Below are 25070 nucleotides of genomic sequence, written 5' to 3' on the forward strand. Positions count from 1 at the left end.
CTTGTACGTAGTTGGTACTAGTATGCCGCCAAATCCGTGCCAAGATACGAAACGAGCCGATCCTTTATCTCTTCCTTGAAGGTGTGCCATTCGCAGAGCAGACAGCCATCATATCCGCGGCATAAATACTGGACCTGCAGCCCTTCCTCGGCTGTACCGCTCAGGCCATGAATCCGGATGCCGCGCCTTCTCATTTGTTGTTGTAGGAACCAGGCATGATCCGAATATCCTTTTTTAATGAGCTGCAGATTTAAGATATAGAGTTCACCCATTTTCAGTTTAAGGGTCTTGAGAATCTGAATATCCCTCTCGAGAACTGACTGAATGAAGTGATGCAGCAGATAATCTCGGATCAGGGCTTCGTCTTCTAGCGAGGGCGGAGGAGGAGTGGAAGGTTTCATCATAAGAGACACATCCTCAAACATAAATAAATACAAGAACGTATGTTCTATATAATACACATGCTATGCCAACAATATACGGCGCGCAACCATTAATTTCTGGTAATTGTTATTTGCATCCAGTGGATTCATGACGGCATATCGTTTACACTCCTGATAACTGCATTCATCAGGAGGCGATTCATTCATGATTCTTCATAAAGGCGAAATACTGTTCAGGCAAGGAGATAGCGGGGATCATCTATACCACATCCGGAGCGGAATGTTCAAGGTAACCCGTCTCCATCCGAATGGCAATATGGTGCTTTTCAATATTTTATATCCCGGTGAAACGGTGCCGCACCATTCCCTGATCAGCCCGAAGGAGACACATGGAACGGCGATCGCTCTGATCCAGAGCGAAGTGGAGGTCATATCGGCTGATGCGTGGTACCGCCAGCTTGCGGAGGATCCGCAGAAACCGCTCGAGGTTGCCAGATTGCTGCAGGAAAAGGTGCGGTTCATGCAGATGAGGCTGGATCACTTGACGGTCGGAGGACCTGCGGAGCGGCTTGAGCTGCTGATCCAGTGGCTGGACGAGTATTCACAGGGAATACACTTGACCGAGTATCTGACGCAGGAAGAGATCGGACAGCTGATCGGCGTGAGAAGAGAAACGGTAAACCGGCTGCTGCGGGAACAGGGCAAGCATATCTAGTTCGGAATTTTGAGGACGGTATGAACGCCAGGGTACATGGTTTATAAAATGCGCATGACCAGAACCGGCATATGGTTTTGTTCTTCGCTGAATAATAGTCGACAGCAAGCGTGTTCCATCTAAAAAGGGTGCCTGTCTTTATGCAAGACAGGCACCCTTTGATGGTGTAATACGGTTATTTTAATCTTCCAATGTACCAGCCGGGCCGAAAAATTCATAATGAATCCGGTCCGAAGGTACCTCCATCGATTTCAAATGACTGTTCACGGCTCGCATGAACGGAACGGGGCCGCAGAAGTAGAAGTCCGCCTTGGCATCAACGGTTTTGCGCAGGAAATCAAGATCAATATAGCCTGCTTGGTGACACTGATCCTCCGATTCCGGTTGTTCATAAATGACATAAGAGGTTAGCTGCGGATATTTGGAGGCAAGCGCATCGATGTGAGCTTTCATCGCATGCTGGCTGCCGCACTTGGCCGCATGAATAAAGGTTACGTTCCGGTTATGTTGTTCCAGCAGCACGGTTTCGAGCATGGCCACCATCGGGGTTAAACCGACGCCGCCGCTGATCAAGACAAGCGGAAGATCGCTGTCCGTATCCAGCGTAAAGGAACCGGCCGGAGCCGTGACCTCAAGAACGGTCCCAACCTCGGCATGGTGGTGCAGCCAAGTGGAGACGACACCTGCGGGCTTTCCTTCCAGTTCGTCCTCACGCTTGACCGTAATTCTGTAGTATGGTTGACCCGGTGCGGACGAGAGACTGTAATGACGATTATGATAATAGGCTTCACCTTCGGGTTTTACCCGGAGCGTGATATATTGACCGGGTTGATAAGCGGAAATTTCGCCGCCGTCTTGCGGGACCAGATAAAAGGAAGTGATAACGGAGCTTTCTTCCAACTTACGGTCAATGACAAAATTGCGGTATCCGCTCCAGCCGCCGGCCTCGTTCGCGGCTTGTTGGTACATATCCGCTTCAACGCCAATGAAGACATCGGCAATAGCCCCGTAAGCTTCGGCCCAGGCCTCGATAATTTCCGGCGTTGCAGCGTCTCCCAGCACTTCCTTCATGGCGGCGAGCAGCGTTTCGCCAACGATTGGATAGTGCTCGGGCAAAATGTTTAATGCCCGGTGTTTGTGTCCGATCTGCTTAACAACCGGGACGATGGCTTCAAGACGGTCGATATGGGCTGCGGCGGCGTATACGGCATTGGCAAGGGCAAAGGGCTGTTTTCCTTCTCGTTGATTCGCATGGTTGAATATGTTAAGAAGCTCCGGATGATGATGAAACAATTTTTGGTAAAATGCAGTCGTAATTGCCGTTCCATGTGTTTCAAGAACAGGAACGGTCGATTTAACGACCTCAATCGTATGCTGGCTTAACATGCAGACTCCCCCTGATTCATAATTCGAATTCGTATTCGATTTAAGTATAGACAAGGGAAGAAGGGGTATTTGTGATTTAAGTCACATCGGATTTAGCGAATATGTGAACAGAACGACGATATTTTATGGAGGGAGTTCTTAAAGCGAGTTTTTTTACATATTTCATATATATATTCCAGTTCATTCTAGCCAGCTGTTTAGCTTGTATGCCAACTGTGTTATAATAATGTAAGCAGTCTAATTAAAACGAGAAAGGATCAGGATACCATGTGTCCCCGAAGGACGAATCCCCAAAGGACGATTTGGAAACGTTATGATCTCTCATACACATAGCTTCCTTCGTAGAGCGAAGTCGGACGTCAGAAGACAAGGACGGTCTCTTACGAAAGGATGGGAACTATGGTTCGAAGGATGAACTCCTCCAGGTTGCCTCTATGTAGAGATTGGCCTATGTCTGACCAATCTACTACGACAAGAGGGATCCTGTATGAGGAAAAGACAAAACACAATTATCACCATGTCGGCGATGTTGTTCGGAACGTTTTTAATGGCTTTTACGTATTATCACATTAATTTTCACAATCATTTAACCGAAGGCGGCTTTGTCGGCCTTGCGCTGCTTGGCAAATATGCGCTTGATATTCCGCCCGCATTAAGTATGGTCCTCATGGACATACCGGTTCTGCTGGTTGCCTTATTCATCAAAGGTCGGAAGTTCATTATCAATACCGTTGTTGCGGCGAGCATGTTCACCTTGTTCTACGCATTGATCGAGCGGTATTCCACGCTTGTGATCGATCTGAATCATAACTTGCTGGCAGCCGCGCTGCTGTCCGGTTTATTGACGGGCTTTGGTGCAGGTATCGTGCTCCGTTTTGGCGGAGCGACAGGCGGTGACGACGTGATCTCCGTGCTGTTCAGCGAGTGGAGCGGGCTTAAGGTAGGGACGGTGTTTTTCCTGATGGATGCCGTAGTACTGCTATTATCGCTATTCTACATGCCATTGGTTGAAACCTTATATACTATATTAGCCGTATCGATTGCCGGACAAGTGATCACCATTACAGTGACGTACGGTACCGAGAAAACGGAAAAGAAACCGATTCGGAAGGCGGTCCGTGCCCCAAGCACTCCGGTTACTCCGAAGACAGCGCAGCATACCGTTAGCGGCCGTTCATAAGACGGTCCGACTAAGAGAAGCTCACCCGCATGCAGGGTGAGCTTCTTTCGTATGCTTATGCCCGGATTTTCACTTCTCGTCCTTCGGATGATTCTCATCCCACTCCTGTGCCTTGGCGGTGGCGATAGCGATGGCACGACCTTCATCGTAATCTTCCTCCAGCAGGGCATTGGCAATTTCCACGGCTTTATTCCTCACCCGGGGCTCCAGGTTTTTCATGGATGGCGGATAATCATGTTTGCTCCAAGGCATGTGCAATCCCTCCAGTTGATCTCTAATTCGTATGTAATGTATATTACCCCGTGCAGCCAAATTGAATAAGCGGGTTCAATCGTACCAAAAAGTGCATTGCCCTGAAGGGCAATGCACTAGGAAACTTGGATTTATTCAAACAGCTGCAAATACTCGCCGTAGCCTTCCTTTTGCATCTCTTCCTTCGGTACAAACCGCAGTGCCGCAGAATTGATGCAGTAGCGAAGCCCGTTCGGCCCAGGTCCGTCGTCAAATACATGGCCGAGGTGCGAGTCGCCTTTTTTGCTTCTTACCTCGGTGCGGACCATCATATGGGTAAGATCCATTTTTTCCTTAATGTTGTATTCGCGAATCGGACGGGTGAAGCTCGGCCATCCGCAGCCGGCATCATATTTGTCCGTTGAGCTGAAGAGCGGCTCGCCGGATACGATGTCCACGTAAATGCCTTCCCCGTGATGGTCCCAGAACTCATTGTGGAACGGAGGCTCGGTTGCGTTATTCTGGGTCACTTCATATTGGATCGGTGTCAGGCGCTGTTTAAGCTCGGCCGGATCTACCGGATCCGACCAGTGCTGCTCAATGAAATCCTCGCGTCCTGAACCTTTGCGATAGCGTTTGTAATGGCTCGGGTTTTTCTTGTGATAATCCTGATGATATTCTTCAGCTTCATAGAAAGTGCTGGCGGGGATGATGGGCGTTACGATCGGTCCATCGAATCGTCCGCTGGCAGCTACGGCTTGCTTGGATTGTTCCGCAAGTTCACGCTGCTCCTCCGTGTGGTAAAAAATAGCAGTCCGGTAAGATGTGCCCCGGTCATGGAATTGTCCGCCCTCATCCGTAGGATCGATTTGCTGCCAGAAGAGCTCGAGCAGCTTTTCGTAAGGGAATACTTCCGGGTTATACGTGATTTGAACAGCCTCGTAATGACCTGTTGTATCAGAGCATACCTCTTCATAGGTCGGATTTTCCTTATGGCCGCCCGTATAGCCGGAAACGACCTTCAGAATGCCCGGCAGCTCATCAAAAGGAGAGACCATACACCAGAAGCAGCCTCCCGCAAAGGTAGCCAATTCACTTGGGGTTGAACGATTATTCATCTATTATCCCTCCATCGTTATAATATATAAATGTAAGTCTTACTCTATATTATAATCATTTTGGTCAGGGAAACCAAAACTATGCTCCGTTTAAGCCGGTCTCCCTTTATACCACCGGATAGCGGCCAGACACAAAGCGGTAACCAGCATAAGTCCGCCTGCGATACCCGCGAAGAGGAGCGGATGATCGGAAAACCCGCTGCCCAGCCAGGCATACAGGAGAATCGCGGGGATTTTACCGATGGCTGAAGCGGTTGTGTACGTCCAGAATGGAATGGATGCGACGCCGGCATAAATATTGACGGCCATTTGCGGTATGATGGGCAGTAAGCGCGCGAGCAGGATCGACTGAAAGGGGCGCTTTATAGGGCGCAACGGGAAATAAGGCAAGCAGGGCTGCCAGCAGGATCATCAGGTAGAGCGGGGGATTTTCTCCCAGCCAGTCCATGATTTCATGTCTGTATGCAAATGCCAGTATCAGGGCTGTGGAATAAATTGCGGGTATGATCCATCTCTTCATGTACAATCCTCACTTTGCGATAGTCAAAGTCAACCAGAATAGCACCATGATAGCAAAAAAACAGGACTGCTGCCCATATTTCGGACAGCTAAGCATTCGATTTCGGTGGGAAAAATTGAATATACAAGCGATTTTTCAAATGTTATAATATGCCCAATCGAATAGTTCCCAAAGGGGAGTAGCTTCATAAGAAAACCCTCCATCGTGGCCTTTCAAGGATGAGCAACCGCGATTCAAAGGTAGGTTTTCTTGCGATATAGAATTTCATGGGTTCCGCTGATAACTTATAAATTCTATATCGTAAGTAAAGTCGTCATTACGGGATCAACCATCCCCGGCTTTATTGGCAACGATTATGTTGTTTAGCGAGACCTTTGCCTGATTTCTTTATGAATGAGGTGGAGGTCTATTTTTGCGTCCAAAAAACGCTGTAGACCTTGTAATCTAAGGGAACAGCGTTTTTTTTGGTGGAGGACATCGGTAGGTGTAAACCTAAAGAAAATGCAGAAAGGATGGGAGAAGCATGGATATAATGTCGATGGATTTTTGGATGGCACTGCTGTCGATTGTCCTCATTGACCTTGTGTTGGCAGGCGATAACGCGATTGTTATCGGGCTTGCCGCTCGTAATGTCCAGAAGGAGGACCAGAAGAAGGTCATCCTGTGGGGTACCGTCGGTGCGATTGTGATTCGTATCGTGGCCACACTTCTCGTTGTACAGCTCTTAATGATCCCCGGCTTGCGATTGATCGGTGGCTTTGCCCTGTTGTGGATTGCCTACAAGCTGATGGTGGATGAGAAGCAGCATGAAATTTCCGCTGGCAACCAAATGTGGGCGGCAATCCGTACGATTATTATTGCGGACGCGATGATGGGACTGGATAACGTGCTTGCTGTAGCTGGCGCTGCTGGCGAAAGCTTCATGCTGGTTATTATCGGACTTGCGATTTCGGTTCCCATTATGGTGTGGGGCAGTACCATTATCCTGAAGTTGACGGATCGCTTTCCTATTATCATCACGATCGGTGCTGCCGTGTTAGCCTGGACCGCATCGAAGATGATTGTGGAAGAGCCGATGATTCACAGCTGGTTCGCCAATGGCGTTCTGAAGTATGGTTTTGAAATTCTTGTTATTGCCATTATCATCAGTCTTGGAACTTGGATGAAGAAGAATGACCAAAAAGCGAAGAGCAATCCGGTGCAGGTCAAGATGGTTGACTAGTTTAGACTTTGTCTGAGCGCAAGTAAACGGTATAATGTCTTCATGAACGAAGAGAGCTCCGAAGCCCTTTTCGCATGAGGAGGGGTAACACATGGAATATACGGAAAAATCCGTAGAAGAACGGATTGCGGAGTCGTACCGCCAGGACGAGGATATGATGATCCTCGTGTTTGCCCAGTGGTGTGTGAATCACGGACTTGACCCAGCGGAACTGTACCGTAAGGCATATCCGAATCAGCCGGACAATGAGCGGCTGGCCCGGGTGCTGGAATTAACGGTGCCCAAGGAAGAAGCTGGTGAAATACCGGATCAGACCCTGCTTGGCGTCCTGTCGTTATTCGGAAATGAAGACTTGGCTATCGTTGTATCCGAGGCAGCGGCCACGCTAGACCGTGATAAGAAGTAATTTTGGAATCATGGAATATATTACATGTGATTCAAGAAAGAAGCGGGTCGATCAAGGAAAAACCTTGGTCGACCCGCTTTTTTACTGTACAGATGGCACGATCAGTTCGACGTTCGGCTGGCCATGCGGAATTGTTTGGGCGAAACGCCGAATCGGGAGCGGAAAACGCGGTGAAAATAAGTATAGTTGGCAAAGCCGGACGTTTCGGCGACATCCTCCAGCGAGAGAGGACTAAACACAATCCGTTCCTTGGCCATGCTCAGGCGAACGTCCATTGTGTATTGCATAATGGTGGTGCCAAACGCTTCTTTGAACAGATGGACTGCCCGAGAGACACTAATGCCGACATGGGCCGCGACGTCCTCCAGCTTGAACATCGAGGAGGCATTCTCTTCAATGTAATTTTTCATGCGGTAGGCCAGATACGTCTTGGGTGTGGTCGATGGCTGCTCCGATAACAGGCGGTCCACTTCGAGGCACAGAATCCGCACCGTGTAATCCGAAATCTCCGGATAAGGATCCGATACACGACGCTGCTCCAGCAGAATTTGCCGAAACAGACTCAGGTAACGCTCTTCCAGTGGAACCCGAATTTTGGTTGGGCGTTTCTTGGAATTCCACCACGCGTCAGCCCAGGGACCCTTGAAAAAAATATGGTAATCTCCGCTTTCGATGGTTAACTCACCCAAAGCGTTATATTCGTCATCTATTCGGAGTTCATAGGGTTGTCCTGGCGTGAAGATCAACAGATCCCCTGCTTCAACGAGTGACAGCTCGCCATCAATTTTGGCACGGCATTTGCCGTCGGTCTGCCATCGCATCAGGTAGGTGTCGAAACCGTCAGCCAGGGACATCTTGAAAGGTTTACGATGAAATGAGAAATCCGCTGCTACGACTTGGTTGGAAAGATTTGAATCCATTGCTAAAGTCCCCTTTGAAGAATAAGAAAATAATGACCAGATTGTTCATGTTTTAATCATATTCTTCATTTTAAACGAAAGCATAAAAGAATACCATGGTACTAGTCCGAGCACATCTAAAACACTCAAGGAGTGACAGCGATGAAAAAAATGAAAGCAGGTATAATTGGCTGCGGAAACATCAGCGGCGTATACTTCACGAACTTAAAGAACAGCCCTTGGGTTGAAGTCGTGGCATGTGCTGACCTTATTCCGGACAACGCGAAGAAGAAGGCCGAAGAGTTCAACATCCCGAACGTGTATACAGTTGAGGAGATGCTTGCACAGACTGACATTGAGTTTATTATTAATCTGACCATTCCGGCCAGCCACGCCAATGTGGATATTGCCTCGCTGGAAGCAGGGAAGCATGTTTACAGTGAAAAGCCGCTGGCGATTACCCTTGATGAAGCCCTACGGGTGCTAAATATGGCAGATCAAAAAGGACTTCGCGTCGGCTGCGCGCCCGATACGTTTCTGGGCTCCGGCGTACAGACGGCCAAAGCCGCGATTGAATCCGGGCTTATTGGCAGACCTGTTGCCGCTACGGCGTTTATGATGGGTTCAGGACCGGAAGCTTGGCATCCTAATCCTGAATTTTTTTACGCGTCGGGCGGAGGTCCAATGATGGATATGGGTCCTTACTATGTATCGGCTCTCGTAGAGCTGCTTGGTCCTGCAAGCCGGATCAGCGCGTCCACCGGCATCCAGATTCCAGATCGCGCCATCGGCTCCGGTCCGCTCCAAGGAAAACCGATCACGGTTCAGACCCCAACACATTTAGCAGGGACGCTGGATTTTGAGAACGGTGCCATTGCAACCATGATTACAAGTTTCGATATCTTTGGCGGATCGAACCTGCCCTGGATCGAAATCTATGGCACGCAGGGAAGCCTCAGTCTCGGGGATCCGAACTACTTTAACGGCGAAGTGAAGCTCCGGAAGCACGGCTCCGAGGAATGGGAGCTGCTTGACCCCGCATTTGAATGCGGGAAGAACGAGCGGGGGCTTGGTATCAACGATATGATCCAATCGATTCATGAGCAGAAGGACCATCGCGTGAGTGCCCGTCTGGCATACCACGTCCTGGAGATTATGCAGTCGTTCCAGCAGTCTTCGCTGGAGGGCCGACATATCGTTCTGCAAAGCACATACCGCTACGGCAAACTTCCGGCGCCGCAGCAGGCAAACATGTCGGAATAGCGAACTGGCAGCCCGGTTCATATTCTTGTACACTGGTTATGAACGACATGCAAACCAGCTTCTGACGGATCTGACAGGGTTTTTGAGTTCTTGGAAATGGTCCGCATGAAAGCGTTGCACTAATATTTGGAGAGTTTCCAAAATGATCAAATGCCTATGGGGAGGAAATGGACATGTCGAAAACGTTGAAGATCGGAATTATCGGTTGCGGGGGAATCGCCAACGGCAAGCATATGCCGAGCTTGAAGAAGCAGGCGCAGGCGGAACTGGTCGCTTTTTGCGACATCGTAGAAGAGCGTGCGCAGAAGGCGGCTGCTGAGTACGGGGTTGAAGGCGCAAAAGTGTACACGGATTTCAGAGAATTGCTGCAAGACGGCAGCATCGATGTTATCCATGTATGTACGCCGAACGATTCTCACTCCGAGATTACGGTAGCATCCCTTGAAGCCGGCAAGCACGTGATGTGCGAAAAGCCTATGGCGAAGACCGTTTCCGAAGCCAAAGCCATGCTGGACGCCGCAAAGCGTACAGGGAAAAAACTTACCATCGGTTACAACAACCGTTTCCGCGACGATAGCATGTATCTGAAAGGCGTCTGTGAGGAAGGCGAGCTGGGCGAGATCTACTACGGTAAAGCGCTGGCTGTTCGCCGCCGCGCCGTTCCGACCTGGGGCGTATTCCTTGACGAAGAGAAGCAAGGCGGAGGTCCGTTGATCGATATCGGTACCCATGCACTGGATTTGACCTTGTGGCTGATGGACAACTACAAGCCGAAGAGCGTGCTGGGATCCACGTTCCATAAACTTGGTCAACGGGAGAATGCGGCGAATGCGTTCGGTCCTTGGGATCCGAAGGAGTTCAAGGTAGAGGATTCGGCATTCGGGTTCATTACGATGGAGAACGGCGCAACGATTATTCTGGAATCCAGCTGGGCCCTTAACGTCGTTGAGACCGGCGAAGCCAAAGCCGTGCTGGCGGGTACAGAAGGCGGAGCTGACATGAAGGACGGTCTGCGTATTAACGGCGAGAAAATGAGCAGATTGTATGAAACCAAAGTCGATTTGAATGCCGGCGGCGTAGCGTTCTATTCCGGCTCCAAGGAAAATGATGCGGACCGGGAAGCCAGAATGTGGCTGGAGGCCATTATTGAGGATAAGGACCCTGTGGTTAAGCCGGAGCAAGCGTTTGTTGTAACGCAAATTCTGGAAGCGATCTATGAATCGGCGAAGACAGGAAAAGCGGTTTATTTCGATAACTAAATCTTGCAATCCCTACTAATATTAAGGTAAACCAGGAGGTATACAATGAAATTAGGCGTATTTATGGTATTGTTGAGCGGACGTAAATTGGAGGATGCCTTGGACTATGTGGCATCCAAGGGTCTTAAAGCGGTTGAGATCGGAACAGGCGGTTATCCTGGGAATGCGCATTGCAACCCGGTCGAGCTGCTGGAGAATGAAACTGCGCTGAAAAGCTTCAAAAATGCGGTGGAATCCCGTGGGTTGATCATTAGCGCACTGAGCTGCCATGGCAACCCGCTTCATCCGCAAAAAGCGATTGCGAAAGAGTTCCATGACACATACGTAAAAACGGTAGAGCTTGCCGAGAAGCTTGAAGTACCTGTTGTTAACACATTCTCCGGCTGTCCAGGCGACCATGAGGATGCCAAATACCCGAACTGGCCGGTTGCGCCTTGGCCTAACGATTACCAAGAGATTCTGACCTGGCAGTGGGATAACAAGGTCATTCCTTACTGGACCGAATGGGGTAAATTTGCTGCAGACCGCAATGTGAAGATTGGTTTGGAATTGCACGGCGGCTTCTCCGTTCATACGCCTGGCACACTGCTCCGTTTACGTGAAGCCGCAGGCGAAGTGATCGGTGCCAACCTGGATCCGAGTCATATGTGGTGGCAAGGGATCGACCCTGTTCAAGCGATTCAAATTTTGGGCCGCGAAGGGGCAATCCACCACTTCCACGCGAAGGATACAAGCATTGACCCGATCAACGTGAACAAGCACGGTCTGACCGATATGCAGTCTTATGCCAACATGCTGGATCGCGCTTGGCAGTTCCGCAGCGTAGGCTATGGGCATGACGTGAAGGAATGGGCGGATATGATGAGTGCCCTTCGTCTGGTTGGATATGATTATGTCGTAAGCATTGAACATGAAGATGGATTGATGTCGATTGAAGAAGGCTTCTCCAAAGCGGTGCAAAATCTTCAGCAGGTGCTGATCGAAGAGCCGCTCGGAGAAATGTGGTGGGTCTAACAGCTTAGCGTAACAACCGAATAAGCAATTAGGGGGAACAGCAAGATGCTTAACGTAACCATTTGGAATGAATTCGTACACGAGAAAATCCATGATGAGGTTCGGAACGTTTATCCAGCCGGGATTCACACAGCTTTGGCGGAGGGTCTGCAAAATCCGGATTTCGTTATCAGAACGGCAACGCTCGATCAGCCGGAGCATGGATTGACGGACGATGTACTGGATTCAACCGATGTGCTGTTGTGGTGGGGGCATATGGCTCATGACCAGGTAAGTGATGAAATCGTAAGCAAAGTCGTAAAACGCGTGCAGGATGGCATGGGTCTGATCGTTCTTCATTCCGGACATTTTTCCAAGCCGTTCAAAGCTTTGATGGGCACGAGCTGCGATTTGAAGTGGCGCGAAGCAGGAGAACAGGAAATTATTTGGAGTGTAAATCCGACACATCCGATTGCGGCAGGAATTACAGGCCCGATCATCATCGAGCACGAGGAAATGTACGGCGAGTTCTTCGATATTCCAGCCCCAGACGAGCTGGTATTTGTCAGCAATTTCGAAGGCGGCGAAGTATTCCGCAGCGGTTGCACGTTCAAGCGTGGTCATGGGAACATTTTCTATTTCCGTCCGGGGCATGAGACCTATCCAACCTACTACAACCCCGAAGTGCTGAAAGTGATCACCAATGCGATTAACTGGGCTAATTCTACAGCAGGCAAGCAAACCTTTGGCAACAGCCAGCCGGTTCGCGCGCTTCCCGTTTTAATCTAAGTTTACGAGCGTTTATTAAGAAGTCATGCGTTAACGAGTCGTTCAGGGGAAGCCCTTGAGCGGCTCGTTTTATCGTTGGCGGTGAATGTTCACCGAAATGTTTTTGACGGCTAGGGATAGAATATACCTAAGTATGGGGTATTGTATGATATACAAGAAGGGGGGCTGTACACATGAATGAAGTACAAAGCGCACCTGTAGATCCCGCAATCATCGCCATATGCCAGGCCAAGCTTGTCCATCAACCCGTAGAGGGCTTCCTGCTGGGGAGAGGAGTCCGCTTCGCCAAGATTATGTTTATTGGGGAAGCACCCGGCGCACATGAAGTTCTGGAAGGTTTACCTTTTGTAGGGCAGGCCGGGCAAGAGATGAATGCCTACCTGGAACGCCTGACCCTGACCCGGGAGCAAGTGTATATTACCAGTGCCATGAGAAGCAGGCCCTATAAGGAAAAGCTAATCGTGAGATCCTCGGGCGAGAGCGTCATCAGCCGTTCTAATCGCACACCGACGAAGGCGGAAATATGGGCCCATGCACCTTTGCTTGATGAAGAGATCCGATGGGTTCGCCCGCACATTATCGCACCCATGGGAAATACGGCACTGCACCGGTTAATCGGAAGCCATGAAACGGTGACATCGCTGCACGGCAAACTGATGGAGGGCCCGGTCCAGCAAGCAGCAGACCTAGAGAATCCAAGTGCAGGCTATATGTTTTCGGAGGAAACCTATAAGATATTCCCTCTGTTCCATCCAGCGGCCGTGCTGTATAATAGGAAATTGTCCACATTGATCGAGAATGATTTGGATATTTTGGCTCGTATTTTATGGGATAAAAGCTGATTTTATGGGAAAAAGGGGCTAGGTGGTTTTCAGTTTCTCGGAAATGTGCTAAAATGAAACATACTTACAATTCGTAAGTTTTCTAGTTTTTTTTGACTAAGCTTATGAGTTTCTATAAACAAGGTGACTTCGTAAAGAGGTGAAGGGATATGGAAGTTACAAATGTTACGATGTGTCCCCGTTTTGAATCTGCATTTTCTTTTCTGGGCAAACGGTGGAACGGTTTGATTATTCAAACGTTGATGAGCGGGCCTAAGCGTTTTAAGGATATTTCGAATTTGATTCCGTCCATGAGCGATAAAATGCTCTCCGAGCGGATGAAGGATTTGGAATGTGAAGGGATACTGATTCGTCATGTCTATCCGGAAACACCGGTACGTATTGAATATGAACTGACTGAAAAAGGCAAAGCACTTCGTCCGGTGATGGAGCAAATTGCATCCTGGGCAGAACAATGGGTCGAAAGATGAGTCATCTTAAGACTCCCCTTGATGATTAAACCCTGGCATGAGACATCCTCATTTCAGGGTTTTTTTTCTAAACGGAAGTATGGTTCCTGTTTATTTACGGCAAGAATAGGTGGACATGCACCAAGCGGACGCGGCTGCTATATGATGTAAATAACGAGAGCGGCATATCAAGGAGGCGAGCCCATGACCAAGCGAACGTATATCTCCCGTTTCCATTATGGACAAGAGGACATCTCAGAACTTGAAAACGCTTCATTAAAAGTGCTTCATATTTTTGAGAAAACCAAGCGGATGCTGAGCCAATATGTGCCGGACTCCCTGTGGTTAGCTGCTTCTGGAACAAGCCCGGAACCTGCAGAACACCTTAACCAAAACGGTACCAGTGCTTCAGTCATGTTTCAGAAATGGGTCAAAGCCCCTGGCGGATGGAAGTTCATTGGTTATGAAACCGATCGATTTCATGCTGCCGGGCAGAATAGGGGACGAACGGGAAGATTTCTGCAGATGATCATCTGGTCACTCTATGAGAAAATCGTGATGATGCATCCCTTCCTTGGCAGCGAGCCGTTTTTTGACGGGGAAGAGCTGGATGTGATTGCGAATTACTTTGTGCCTACGTATATCAGCGCCGTACCGTTGGTGGAGCAGGGAAAAGCCTTTAAGACCATACAGGCCGGCATCGTTCTGTATCAGGAGCATATTCAGGCGCCTGCCGTCACTATGCAATCGGATGGCGGCTTATTAGAGGGGAACTGGATGACCGGGGTAAATCTGGATGCGAAGGGGTTTGCGGGTATTCGCCCTTATTTAAAAGTGCCAAGCGGTGAACGAGCCTATATGGAAGCCGATATTATATAGAGTGTTCTTATCATAACCTTGTTCAGACGCGGACAGGGTTATTTGGCATTTTTGTTTAAAATTTTAACGATTTATGTGAAATATATCACAAAAAATAATGCCGTCAGACGATATAATTTATGTGAAAGGAACGGAATACCACGATCTAGATAAACGTGTTGGGGAGGAATCGAACTTATGTCCAATATAAAGAGAGAAAAGTTAGTTGTCATTGGCAACGGTATTGCCGGGAATAGCACGGTTGAGCAAATCATTAAATTGGGTGGGAATTTTGACATCACCGTCATTGGACAGGAGCCTCATCTGAATTATAACCGCATTATGCTGTCGTATGTGTTGGAAGGCAGCAAAACCTTGGATGACATTGTATTGAATGATTGGAAATGGTACGAGGATAACCATATCACTTTGCATACGGGTGTCACCGTGACAGCGATTGATGGAGAGCACAAGGTCGTGACCGCCGACAACGGATTGACGGTGCCTTATGACAAAGTAATGATAGCAACGGGCTCGAAGCCTTTTATTTTACATGTACCGGGTAGTGACAAAGAAGGCGTTATCGGTTTCCGTAACATAGCCGATTGCAACCAGATGCTGGAGGCCGCTAAGGCGTACAAGAAAGCGGCAGTCATCGGCGGGGGACTTCTGGGTCTGGAAGCTGCCAAGGGATTGGTCAGCCTCGGCATGGAGGTGACGGTGGTTCATCTCATGCAGGATTTGATGGAGAGCCAGTTGGATTCGATGGCATCCGGCATGCTGAAGAGGGAGCTTGAACAGCAGGGTATCAACTTCTTACTAGGCAAACAAACAACCGAAATATTGGGAGATACCAGAGTCAAGGGACTCCGGTTCAAGGATGGGGATGAGCTTGAAGCCGACCTGGTGGTCATGGCAGTGGGCATCAGAGCGAATACGGGGATCGCCCAAGCGAGCGGAATCGAAGTGAACCGGGGAATCGTGGTTAATGATTATCTTCAAACTTCCTGGCCGGATGTGTATGCGGTTGGCGAATGCTGCGAGCATCGGGGCGTTTGCTACGGCCTGGTTGCACCGTTGTTTGAACAGGGACAGGTACTGGCGAAGCATCTGTGCGGCGTGGAAGGCCAGCCTTACGAGGGAAGCATTGTATCGACGAAACTGAAAATCAGCGGTGTTGATGTATTCTCTGCCGGAGAGTTCATGGAGCAAGCCGAACACGCGGTGATCACCGCGAAAGATGATTGGCGCAAGACTTATAAGAAAATATTAATCCGCGACAATATCATTGTCGGGGCGATATTGTTCGGAGATGTGAGCGATTCGGCAAGCCTTCAATCCATGATTCGGAAAAAGACAGCCATGACGGATGAGATATATGATTCGATCATGGGCACGGATCGTGCAGGGACAGGAGGCGGCAAGGCATTTTCGCTGGAAAAGATGCCCGACGATGAGATCGTATGCGGCTGCAACGGCGTAACCAAAAAAGCCATCGTGGATGCCATTACTCTTCAAGGTCATACGACAGTGGATGAGATCAAAGCTTGCACAGGTGCTACCCGCTCGTGCGGCGGCTGCAAACCTGTCGTGGAGCAAATACTCCAGAGCGTATTGGGCGATGGCTTTAAGGCCGCAGGCAAACAAGGCATATGCCCATGCACGACACTCGATCGGGATGAAATCGTCGCGGAAATCCGTGCGAAGGGACTTACCACAACGAAGGAAGTCATGCATGTTCTGAACTTCAGTAACCCGGAAGGCTGCTCGAAATGCCGCCCGGCCATTCATTATTATCTGGCCATGCTGAACCCGGTAACCCATCAGGAGGAGAGGGAATCCCGTTTTGTTAACGAACGGATGAACGCCAACATTCAGAAAGACGGCACATATACGGTAGTCCCAAGAATGTACGGCGGCGTTACCACGCCGGAGGATTTGAAGAAAATCGCGGATGTATCGCTTAAATATAATGTGAAGGTTGTCAAGGTTACCGGCGGACAGCGTCTGGACCTCATCGGTGTTAAGAAGGAAGACTTGCCGAGCGTCTGGGAAGAGCTCGATATGCCGTCGGGTTATGCATATGCCAAATCGCTGCGGACCGTGAAGACCTGTGTAGGATCCCAATTCTGCCGTTTCGGTACGCAGGATTCGATGGGCATGGGAGCATTCCTCGAGGAGAAATTCGAAAGACTGGATTTTCCGGCGAAATTTAAAATGGCGGTCAACGGATGTCCGCGAAACTGTGCCGAGTCGTGCACGAAAGATATCGGGATCGTTGGCAATGACGGTGGATGGGAAATATTCGTTGGAGGCAACGGCGGCACGAAGGCACGTCTGGCGGATTCGTTCTGCAAAGTGAAAACGGATGAAGAGCTGGTCGAAATCTGCGGAGCCCTGATGCAGTATTACCGTGAAACCGGTAAGTACTTGGAGAGAACCTCGGAGTGGGTAGAACGCTTGGGACTGGAACAAATCCGAGCCGTTATCCTGGACGATCCGAAGCAGCGTAAGGAACTGGTGGAGAGAATCGAGCTTGCCCTGCAGCAAGTTGAGGATCCTTGGAAGAAAGTGCTGAACGACGAGAAGCTGCGTTATACGTTATTCGAGGATGCAAGACCAGTGATCAGCAAATAGAAGAGGGAGGAACCTACTCCCCTCTTGCCGCCTGAGCACAGAGAGTTTGTCGCAGTATGGATGGGAATAGACAAGAGAAGTGGAGGCTGCATGTTATGGAAACCGAAAGATTTATTACGGTAGGGAACGAAAATGATTTTCTGTCACAGCTCGGAAGGGTGGTCCATCTCGGAGACCGGGAGATTGCCGTCTTCCGGACTTCGGATCATCAATGGTTTGCGCTGGACAATCAAAGCCCGCATCCCAAAGGAGGGCCGCTCTCGGAAGCCATCGTATCCGGGCACTACATCTACGATCCGTTATACGATTGGAAGATCGAGCTTTCAACCGGCCTCGTACAGGCTCCGGATCAAGGCCAGGTTCGTGTATACCCGATTCGCGCCGTGGACGGGAAGGTTGAGGTGGCTGTTTAAGGCCAGCTATCGCATAGTAAACAGACGAAATCAAGGGGTGATATCCCATGTTTAAAGCGGATGTGGAAGCCGTAGTTAATGCCGCCGTCGGGAAAAAGGAGCAGATGAATCATAATCTGCTGCGCTATATGGTATCGGCTATGCTGGCCGGCGCGTATGTCGGCATTGGAATTGTATTAATCTTTAAGCTGGGGGCGCCGCTCGCAGCTGCCGATTCGCCCTTCCAATCCCTCGTCATGGGAGCGGCATTCGGGATCGCGCTCACGTTGGTGGTGTTCGCAGGATCAGAGCTGTTTACCGGGAATCATATGTTTTTTACGATAAGCACATTATCGGGTCGAACGACGATGGGGGATACGCTGAAAAACTGGGTGCTCGTGTTTATCGGCAATCTGGCCGGAGCGATTCTGCTCAGCTATCTGGTGTATGCTTCCGGCCTGTTCAAAGGCCTGCCGCCGGACCATCTCATCTTCACGGCTGCCGCCAAGAAAATGAATGATCCGTTTATGGAGCTGTTCTTCCGAGGCATCTTGTGTAACTGGCTTGTCTGTCTGGCCTTGTGGATGGGGATTCGGGCCAAAGGCGAAACGACCAAGCTGATTTTAATATGGTGGTGTCTGTTTGCCTTCATTGCGACAGGGTACGAGCATAGCGTAGCCAATATGACACTTCTTACGCTCGCGACGATTTTGCCGGGGCATCCAGAGACCATTTCCATCGGCGGATGGATCAGCAACATGGTGCCGGTCACGCTGGGGAACATTCTTGGGGGCGGATTGTTTGTGGGGATGGCGTATTGGTTTATCTCGTCGGGAAAAGGGAGCAAGCAAAAGAAGGTTGCATAGAAGGCATCATAGAAAAGGGGCTGCTCATAAAGTGGGTTTACTCACTTGATATAAGAAAAGAAGCGGTCGACCAAACGGTTGACTGCTTCTTTCATTTGTCTAGTTAAAGTGAGGGATCTGCACGGAACGTCTCCTAACAAAAAAAGAGGGATCCCGTCGGGCCTTATACATAAAAAGCCGTCCCTTCAGTTCAATGACTGAACAGGACAGCTATATGAATCTTGTCTTCCAATCCTTACCGATGTTCTACCAGGTCAATCGCACCAAGCACAATATGAGCCAGTCCGAAGCCGAGAATACCGGTTGCGGCAAGTTTATACTTGCTGCCAAGCAGAGCGGCACCTGAAGCAGAAACCACAGTTCCAAGAACAGCAGGAATCAAACCTTCACGCATGCTGAGCACTCCCTTTATTTTGGTTTGGAAAGACAAGGTTATTGTAAGCAGATGACTCTATATTATGCACAGAAGGGAGGCCGATTAAATCCGGCAGATTTCATTCGGACACAGCTCGCAATGGCAGATTTCCTGCAGCATCGGAAGATCTTTAATGACAATCATCCCGCCGGCATATTCGATAGCATCTTTTTTGCGCAGGTCACTCAGCATCCGGTTCACGCTTTCGCGGGTTGCCCCAATCATGTTCGATAGATCGGTGTGGGTAATCTTCTTGTTGATGAGAATAGTATCATCCGCTTGATGCTGCCCGTAGGTATTGCTCAGCCGGATGAGTGTCGATGTTAAAGCGCCGGGCTTGCCGTACATCATGAGATCCCGAAATTTGGTCTGGGTGATGCGGTGGTGAATGCCCATCCACTTCATAAAATCAATGGCGAAGTCGCAGTGCTGACAGATCAGCAGCTCCAGCTCCTTGTGCTCGATGACACCGACAACACTATCCTCAAGCACCTCTGCCGAGAAACTGTGATTGTTGCTGAAGAATGGATCGGCTTGCCCGACCATGTCTCCCGGATGGTACATATATAGAATCAGCTCTTTGCCTTCATCCGTCGATTTGGTTAATTTGATTCTTCCTTGTTTAACGTAGTACAGCTTGTCGGCGAAATCGCCTTCCCAGAACAAATGGGATCCTTCAGGGAGTACCCTTTCCTTCATGCTGACCAGCAGACGGTTGCGGTTTTGCTCCGAGAAGCACTGCGTGTTCCCTAAGTTTTCGATTTCCATTACATGGTCTACAGTATTCATGTTGGTATCCCCTAACATCCTAAAATTTGATCTGTTTAATCTTTAAATACATTATAACGTGAAAACATTCACTTGTGGGGCGGAACAAGAGGGAAATCATGGCGAATTTTCAAACATTGTGATCTCTTTCACTTGAAAGAGGGGAAAGACGGGTATAAATCACATAGAAAAGATAAATATATATTGTGAAATAATTCACATGAAAATAGAAACAGCTGTGTTACGATCAAAGCGTAGAAAGAAACATGAATCATGGGAGGATGAGAGATATGGCTGTGAGCAAAGGAACGGTGGAAGTAAAAGGACAAACAGCGTCGGAGTACATTCAGGGGCTGATTGACAAGGCGAATCGGGCCAAAGAAAAGTTTATGGAATTGAATCAGGAGCAAGTCGACGGGATTGTACAGGCCATGGCCATGGCAGGTCTTGAGAAGCACATGCAGCTGGCGAAAATGGCGGTTGAGGAAACCGGACGCGGCGTGTACGAAGACAAGATCATCAAAAACCTGTTTGCCACGGAGTATATCCACTACAGCATTAAATACGACAAAACCGTAGGTATCATTGAAGACAACGCCTATGACAGCTTTCAAAAAATAGCAGAACCGATCGGGATTATCATGGGGATAACACCGGTAACCAATCCGACCTCCACGACGATATTCAAGGCACTGATCTCCATTAAAACAAGAAACCCGATCATCTTCGGATTCCATCCATCCGCGCAGGCCTGCAGCAAGGAAGCCGCACGGATACTGCGGGATGCTGCCGTGAAGCAAGGTGCTCCTGCCGATTGCATCCAGTGGATCGAAGCTCCTTCCATGGATAAAACCAATGCACTGATGAATCATCCTGACGTTGCCTGCATTCTGGCTACAGGCGGTTCGGCGATGGTCAAAGCGGCATACAGCTGCGGCAAGCCTGCCCTGGGCGTTGGACCAGGAAACGTGCCTTGCTTTATTGAGAAGAGCGCGGGTTTGGATCAGGCAGTGAACGATTTGATTTTGTCCAAAACCTTTGATAACGGCATGATCTGCGCTTCCGAGCAGGCTGTCATTATCGAGGAGCCTATATATCATACAGTGAAGAAAAAAATGATTGCCAGCGGCTGTTATTTTGTCAACAAGGAAGAGCTGGCGAAACTGACTGCGCATGCGATGGTATCGGATAAATGTGCGGTAAATCCTACTATCGTCGGGCAGCCGGCAGCTAAGATAGCCGAGGCTTGCGGATTCGAGGTACCGGAAAGCACCAAGATCCTGGTCGCCGAGCTGGAGGGAGTCGGACCTGCCTACCCGTTGTCTGCCGAGAAGCTTAGCCCGGTGCTGGCCTGCTATAAAGTGAAAGATGCGGAAGAAGGCATCACGCGCGCTGAAGAGATGGTTGCTTTTGGCGGCATGGGCCACTCGTCGGTAATCCACTCGCACAATGAGGACATCATCATGAAATTCTCGGATCGGATGAAAACCTGCCGTATCCTGGTGAATCAGCCCTCTTCGCAAGGCGGTATCGGCGATATCTACAACACGAATCTGCCATCGCTGACGCTGGGCTGCGGTTCGTATGGACGTAATTCCACTTCGTCGAACGTGACGGCTGTCAATTTAATCAACGTGAAAAGGGTGAACCGCAGAACCGTGAATATGCAGTGGTTTAAAGTGCCGGACAAAATTTACTTTGAAAAAGGTTCGACGCAGTATCTTGCGAAAATGCCGGAAATCACCCGTGTCGCTATCGTTACCGACCCCATGATGGTGAAGCTGGGTTATGTGGAGCGGGTAGAGCACTATCTGCGTCAGCGCAGAGTGCCGGTAGCCATCGAAGTCTTCTCGGAGGTTGAGCCGGATCCTTCGACAACGACCGTAGAACGCGGAACGGAGATGCTTGCAAGATTCCAGCCGGACTGCATCATCGCCCTCGGCGGCGGATCGCCAATGGATGCAGCGAAAGCCATGTGGCTGTTCTATGAATATCCGGATACGGATTTTAACAATCTGAAGCAAAAATTCATGGATATCCGCAAGCGGGTCTATAAATATCCGAAGCTAGGACGGAAAGCGAAGTTCGTTGCCATTCCAACAACGTCGGGAACGGGCTCGGAAGTAACTTCGTTTGCCGTCATCACGGACAAAGGGCTGGGGAATACCAAGTACCCGCTGGCTGATTATGAGCTGACACCGGATGTGGCGATTATCGATCCGGAATTCGTTTACACGCTGCCTAAAACGGCGGTAGCCGATACCGGCATGGATGTTCTGACACATGCAATTGAAGCCTACGTATCGGTGATGGCCAGCGATTATACGGATGGGCTTGCCATCAAGGCCATACAGCTGGTGTTCCAGTATCTTGAGCAGTCGGCGCTTACCGGCGACAAACTCGCCCGCGAAAAAATGCATAATGCTTCGACGCTTGCCGGCATGGCTTTTGCGAATGCGTTCCTTGGCATCAACCACAGTCTTGCGCATAAGTGGGGCGGACAGTATCATACGGCACACGGACGCACCAATGCGATCCTGATGCCTCACGTCATCCGTTACAACGCGAAGAAGCCAACGAAATTCGCTGCATGGCCTAAATACACCCACTTTGTGGCTGATGAGAGATATGCTGAAATCGCGCGGATTCTCGGACTGCCGGCAAGAACGACGGAAGAGGGCGTGAACAGTCTGATTGGCGCAATCCGGGAGCTGAACAGCAAGCTCGGGATCGAGGAATCGTTCCAGCAGCTTGGCATCGACCCTAAAGATTTCGAGAAAAATGTTGAGCATTTGGCGGACCGGGCTTTTGAAGACCAGTGTACAACGAGCAATCCGAAGCTGCCGCTGGTAACGGAGCTCGCAGAAGTTTACCGCAACGCATTTTACGGCCGGTTCTAGACAAGATAGAATCTAAACGCTGATCGTGAAGATCCATGAAGATTTTGAGGTAAGGCATGCAAAACTAGACTCAGAGTGATAAAAGTCACGGGAAAAGATAAGTTTGTGATTATTATCACAGATGCAGGAGATCAACAGGACTACAATAAAGATGTAGAAGGAAGCTGAATCTCAGATCTTTGATATAGAAGCTTGAAGGCACAAGGCGGGGTAGTGGCACTATTGATCGTGAAAATAATCACATTAAAGATCTGAGATAGATCAAGGTGTGGCCCCGCCTGTCCTTGCAAGCCCCAGCAAATCTAGGAGGGATTCAATATGTCGGTGATTGAAAAAGAAGCAGGCTGGAAAGGTTTTAAATCAGGTAAATGGACCAAGCGGATTGACGTTAATGATTTTATTGCAGAGAACATTACTCCCTATTATGGCTCTGATGAATTTTTGGCTGGACCCACGGATAACACCAAAGCGCTGTGGGATATCGTATCGGATTTAACCAAGAAGGAAAGGGAGAATGGCGGGGTTCTGGATGTGGATGTCCATACACCATCAACCATCACCTCCCATCAACCCGGCTATTTGGATAAGGATAAGGAACAGATTGTCGGCGTTCAGACCGACGAGCCGTTCAAACGCTCCATCCAACCTTTCGGCGGGATCCGGATGATGATTGATGCGTGCAACGCATACGGCTTTGAAATGCCGCAGGCGGTTGTGGACATCTTTAACGGTATACGCAAAACGCATAACCAAGGCGTGTTTGATGCCTACACTCCTGAGATGAGAGCAGCGCGCAAGGCCGGGATTATTACGGGTCTTCCCGATGCTTACGGCCGTGGACGTATCATCGGTGACTATCGCAGAGTATCGTTATACGGCGTGGACGCGCTGATCCAGGACAAATTGAGAGAACTCGCCGAGCTTGAAGTGGATGCGATGGATGAGCCGATCATCCGTTTGCGGGAAGAATTGTCTGAACAAATGCGGGCGCTCAAGGAACTGAAGGAAATGGCGGCTATGCACGGTTATGACATTTCCAAACCTGCGAATACGGCGAAGGAAGCATTCCAGTGGCTGTATTTCGGTTATTTGGCCGCAATCAAGGAGCAGAATGGCGCTGCGATGTCGCTTGGCCGGGTATCTTCTTTCCTTGATATTTATATTCAACGGGATCTGGCTGAAGGCAAGCTGACGGAAGAAACAGCCCAGGAACTGGTCGACCATTTCGTAATGAAACTTCGGATCGTGAAATTCCTGCGTACGCCGGATTATAACGAGCTGTTCAGCGGGGATCCGACGTGGGTAACGGAATCCATCGGCGGTATGTCGGTAAATGGTGAGACGAGAGTGACCAAGAACAGCTTCCGTTTCTTGCACACCCTGTACAATTTGGGGCCTGCTCCGGAACCGAACTTGACGGTGCTATGGTCGGAGAAGCTGCCGGAAGCCTTCAAAAAATATTGTTCGAAAGTTTCGATCGAAACCAGCTCGATTCAATACGAGAACGATGATCTTATGCGCCCGATCTACGGAGACGATTACGGCATCGCCTGCTGCGTATCCGCGATGCGCATCGGAAAGCAGATGCAGTTCTTCGGAGCCAGAGCAAACCTCGCCAAAGCGCTGCTCTATGCGATTAACGGCGGTAGAGATGAGAAATCCGGCGCCCAGGTTGGACCGGAATATCCGGCCATTACCGCGGAAGTTCTGAGTTATGATGAAGTCATGAAGCGATTCAAGCCGATGATGGAATGGCTTGCGAAGCTCTACATGAATACGCTCAATGTGATCCATTACATGCATGACAAATACAGCTATGAACGGATCGAGATGGCGCTTCACGACCGGGATATCCTGCGCACGATGGCATGCGGCATTGCAGGCCTGTCCGTAGCAGCGGATTCACTGAGCGCAATTAAATATGCGAAGGTGAAGCCGGTACGCAACGAGCAAGGGGTTGCGGCGGATTTTGAAATCGAGGGAGAGTTCCCTTGCTACGGCAACAACGATGATCGCGTGGATAGCATTGCCGTTGAGCTGGTCGAGGCCTTCATGAGCATGATTCGCAAGCACAAGGCATACCGTGATGCCATGCCAACGCAATCGGTGCTCACGATTACGTCGAACGTTGTATACGGCAAGAAGACAGGAACCACGCCGGATGGACGTAAGGCAGGCGAGCCGTTTGCGCCGGGCGCGAATCCAATGCACGGACGCGATAAGAAGGGAGCTCTCGCTTCGCTGACCTCCGTGGCCAAGCTGCCATATGAGGACAGTCTTGACGGCATCTCGAATACGTTCTCGATCGTACCGAAAGCTCTTGGCAAGGAAAGTGATATCCGTGTGAACAACCTGGTTGCGATGCTGGACGGTTACTTTGGCAGCAAAGCTCACCATCTGAACGTCAACGTATTTGACCGGGAGCAGCTGATGGATGCGATGGAGCATCCGGAGAATTATCCGCAGTTAACGATCCGGGTATCCGGTTATGCAGTCAACTTCGTCAAACTGACGCGCGAACAGCAGCTTGACGTTATCAACCGTACGTTCCACGGATCGATGTAAGGATGGAAGACTAC

The 25070-nt window shown here is 49.7% G+C and carries 25 protein-coding genes; 16 read left to right on the plus strand and 9 right to left on the minus strand.

Annotated elements, in window-relative coordinates; all coding sequences use genetic code 11:
- Positions 1-17 precede the first annotated feature (17 nt).
- On the minus strand, positions 18-404 hold the full coding sequence (locus tag AC0VZ8_RS10535; protein ID WP_475486801.1) for a YhjD family protein: 387 nt from the start codon (positions 402-404) through the stop codon (positions 18-20).
- Between the two features lie 184 nt (positions 405-588).
- Between AC0VZ8_RS10535 and AC0VZ8_RS10540 the strand changes: the two genes are divergently transcribed.
- Complete coding sequence (locus AC0VZ8_RS10540) at positions 589-1098, plus strand: Crp/Fnr family transcriptional regulator (RefSeq protein ID WP_475486802.1); 510 nt, start codon at positions 589-591, stop codon at positions 1096-1098.
- Positions 1099-1278: 180 nt separating this feature from the next.
- Here AC0VZ8_RS10540 and hmpA read toward each other — a convergent pair whose 3' ends face one another.
- A complete protein-coding gene (gene hmpA, locus AC0VZ8_RS10545) occupies positions 1279-2484 on the minus strand; it encodes an NO-inducible flavohemoprotein (RefSeq protein WP_475486803.1) in 1206 nt (401 codons plus the stop codon).
- A gap of 487 nt (positions 2485-2971) precedes the next feature.
- On the opposite strand from hmpA, the gene AC0VZ8_RS10550 reads away from it, so the two are divergent.
- Entirely contained in the window at positions 2972-3664 is a 693-nt protein-coding gene (locus AC0VZ8_RS10550; RefSeq protein WP_194541834.1) for a YitT family protein, read from the plus strand.
- A 69-nt stretch (positions 3665-3733) separates the two neighbouring features.
- Here the strand turns inward: AC0VZ8_RS10550 and AC0VZ8_RS10555 are convergent, their stop codons facing one another.
- The 4 genes from AC0VZ8_RS10555 to AC0VZ8_RS10570 form a co-directional block, all read right to left on the minus strand.
- A complete protein-coding gene (locus AC0VZ8_RS10555) occupies positions 3734-3916 on the minus strand; it encodes a DUF2188 domain-containing protein (RefSeq protein ID WP_071223800.1) in 183 nt (60 codons plus the stop codon).
- A 131-nt stretch (positions 3917-4047) separates the two neighbouring features.
- Positions 4048-5013, minus strand: coding sequence for a peptide-methionine (S)-S-oxide reductase MsrA (msrA, locus tag AC0VZ8_RS10560; protein ID WP_071223801.1), 966 nt, complete (start codon positions 5011-5013; stop codon positions 4048-4050).
- 90 nt (positions 5014-5103) lie between these two features.
- Positions 5104-5322 carry a hypothetical protein gene (locus AC0VZ8_RS10565; protein ID WP_475487673.1) on the minus strand — a complete coding sequence of 73 codons (219 nt, stop codon included), beginning with the start codon at positions 5320-5322 and terminating at the stop codon, positions 5104-5106.
- The gene (locus AC0VZ8_RS10570; RefSeq protein ID WP_475487810.1) at positions 5249-5533 is read right to left on the minus strand and encodes a hypothetical protein; all 285 of its coding nucleotides are present in this window, start codon (positions 5531-5533) and stop codon (positions 5249-5251) included. The genes AC0VZ8_RS10565 and AC0VZ8_RS10570 overlap by 74 nt, the downstream gene beginning before the upstream one ends.
- A 523-nt stretch (positions 5534-6056) precedes the next feature.
- Here AC0VZ8_RS10570 and AC0VZ8_RS10575 point away from each other — a divergent pair.
- Both AC0VZ8_RS10575 and AC0VZ8_RS10580 read left to right on the plus strand, forming a co-directional pair.
- Complete coding sequence (locus tag AC0VZ8_RS10575; RefSeq protein ID WP_071223803.1) at positions 6057-6755, plus strand: TerC family protein; 699 nt, start codon at positions 6057-6059, stop codon at positions 6753-6755.
- 91 nt (positions 6756-6846) lie between these two features.
- Positions 6847-7161: a hypothetical protein gene (locus AC0VZ8_RS10580; protein WP_071223804.1), complete on the plus strand. Its 315-nt coding sequence runs from the start codon at positions 6847-6849 to the stop codon at positions 7159-7161.
- Between the two features lie 101 nt (positions 7162-7262).
- On the opposite strand, the gene AC0VZ8_RS10585 is transcribed toward AC0VZ8_RS10580, so the two are convergent.
- Complete coding sequence (locus AC0VZ8_RS10585; protein WP_071223805.1) at positions 7263-8081, minus strand: AraC family transcriptional regulator; 819 nt, start codon at positions 8079-8081, stop codon at positions 7263-7265.
- Positions 8082-8222: 141 nt separating this feature from the next.
- Between AC0VZ8_RS10585 and AC0VZ8_RS10590 the strand changes: the two genes are divergently transcribed.
- From AC0VZ8_RS10590 to AC0VZ8_RS10635, 10 genes are all read left to right on the plus strand, one after another.
- Positions 8223-9323 carry a Gfo/Idh/MocA family protein gene (locus tag AC0VZ8_RS10590; protein ID WP_071223806.1) on the plus strand — a complete coding sequence of 367 codons (1101 nt, stop codon included), beginning with the start codon at positions 8223-8225 and terminating at the stop codon, positions 9321-9323.
- Between the two features lie 173 nt (positions 9324-9496).
- Positions 9497-10582, plus strand: a complete 1086-nt coding sequence (locus AC0VZ8_RS10595) for a Gfo/Idh/MocA family protein (protein WP_071223807.1) — start codon at positions 9497-9499, stop codon at positions 10580-10582.
- A gap of 45 nt (positions 10583-10627) precedes the next feature.
- Positions 10628-11596, plus strand: a complete 969-nt coding sequence (locus AC0VZ8_RS10600) for a sugar phosphate isomerase/epimerase family protein (protein ID WP_071223808.1) — start codon at positions 10628-10630, stop codon at positions 11594-11596.
- A 45-nt stretch (positions 11597-11641) separates the two neighbouring features.
- Complete coding sequence (locus tag AC0VZ8_RS10605; protein WP_071223809.1) at positions 11642-12364, plus strand: ThuA domain-containing protein; 723 nt, start codon at positions 11642-11644, stop codon at positions 12362-12364.
- A gap of 173 nt (positions 12365-12537) precedes the next feature.
- Positions 12538-13206, plus strand: coding sequence for a uracil-DNA glycosylase (locus AC0VZ8_RS10610; protein WP_216530896.1), 669 nt, complete (start codon positions 12538-12540; stop codon positions 13204-13206).
- Positions 13207-13355: 149 nt separating this feature from the next.
- Positions 13356-13676 (plus strand): winged helix-turn-helix transcriptional regulator, encoded by a 321-nt coding sequence (locus AC0VZ8_RS10615; RefSeq protein WP_071223811.1) that lies wholly within the window; start codon positions 13356-13358, stop codon positions 13674-13676.
- Between the two features lie 183 nt (positions 13677-13859).
- Positions 13860-14534, plus strand: a complete 675-nt coding sequence (locus AC0VZ8_RS10620; protein WP_475486804.1) for a hypothetical protein — start codon at positions 13860-13862, stop codon at positions 14532-14534.
- A gap of 177 nt (positions 14535-14711) precedes the next feature.
- Complete coding sequence (gene nirB, locus AC0VZ8_RS10625; protein ID WP_475486805.1) at positions 14712-17150, plus strand: nitrite reductase large subunit NirB; 2439 nt, start codon at positions 14712-14714, stop codon at positions 17148-17150.
- Between the two features lie 95 nt (positions 17151-17245).
- A complete protein-coding gene (nirD, locus tag AC0VZ8_RS10630; protein ID WP_071223814.1) occupies positions 17246-17563 on the plus strand; it encodes a nitrite reductase small subunit NirD in 318 nt (105 codons plus the stop codon).
- A gap of 47 nt (positions 17564-17610) precedes the next feature.
- Positions 17611-18408 (plus strand): formate/nitrite transporter family protein, encoded by a 798-nt coding sequence (locus tag AC0VZ8_RS10635; RefSeq protein WP_475486806.1) that lies wholly within the window; start codon positions 17611-17613, stop codon positions 18406-18408.
- A 235-nt stretch (positions 18409-18643) separates the two neighbouring features.
- On the opposite strand, the gene AC0VZ8_RS10640 is transcribed toward AC0VZ8_RS10635, so the two are convergent.
- Both AC0VZ8_RS10640 and AC0VZ8_RS10645 read right to left on the minus strand, forming a co-directional pair.
- The gene (locus AC0VZ8_RS10640; protein ID WP_071223816.1) at positions 18644-18802 is read right to left on the minus strand and encodes an asparagine synthase; all 159 of its coding nucleotides are present in this window, start codon (positions 18800-18802) and stop codon (positions 18644-18646) included.
- An 84-nt stretch (positions 18803-18886) separates the two neighbouring features.
- Positions 18887-19612, minus strand: a complete 726-nt coding sequence (locus AC0VZ8_RS10645) for a Crp/Fnr family transcriptional regulator (protein WP_475486807.1) — start codon at positions 19610-19612, stop codon at positions 18887-18889.
- A gap of 269 nt (positions 19613-19881) precedes the next feature.
- On the opposite strand from AC0VZ8_RS10645, the gene adhE reads away from it, so the two are divergent.
- Together adhE and pflB are read left to right on the plus strand one after the other, a co-directional pair.
- On the plus strand, positions 19882-22491 hold the full coding sequence (gene adhE / locus AC0VZ8_RS10650; protein ID WP_475486808.1) for a bifunctional acetaldehyde-CoA/alcohol dehydrogenase: 2610 nt from the start codon (positions 19882-19884) through the stop codon (positions 22489-22491).
- A gap of 318 nt (positions 22492-22809) precedes the next feature.
- On the plus strand, positions 22810-25056 hold the full coding sequence (gene pflB, locus AC0VZ8_RS10655) for a formate C-acetyltransferase (RefSeq protein ID WP_475486809.1): 2247 nt from the start codon (positions 22810-22812) through the stop codon (positions 25054-25056).
- Positions 25057-25070 lie beyond the last annotated feature (14 nt).

The organism is Paenibacillus sp. QJM3NY_38 (assembly GCF_056173265.1).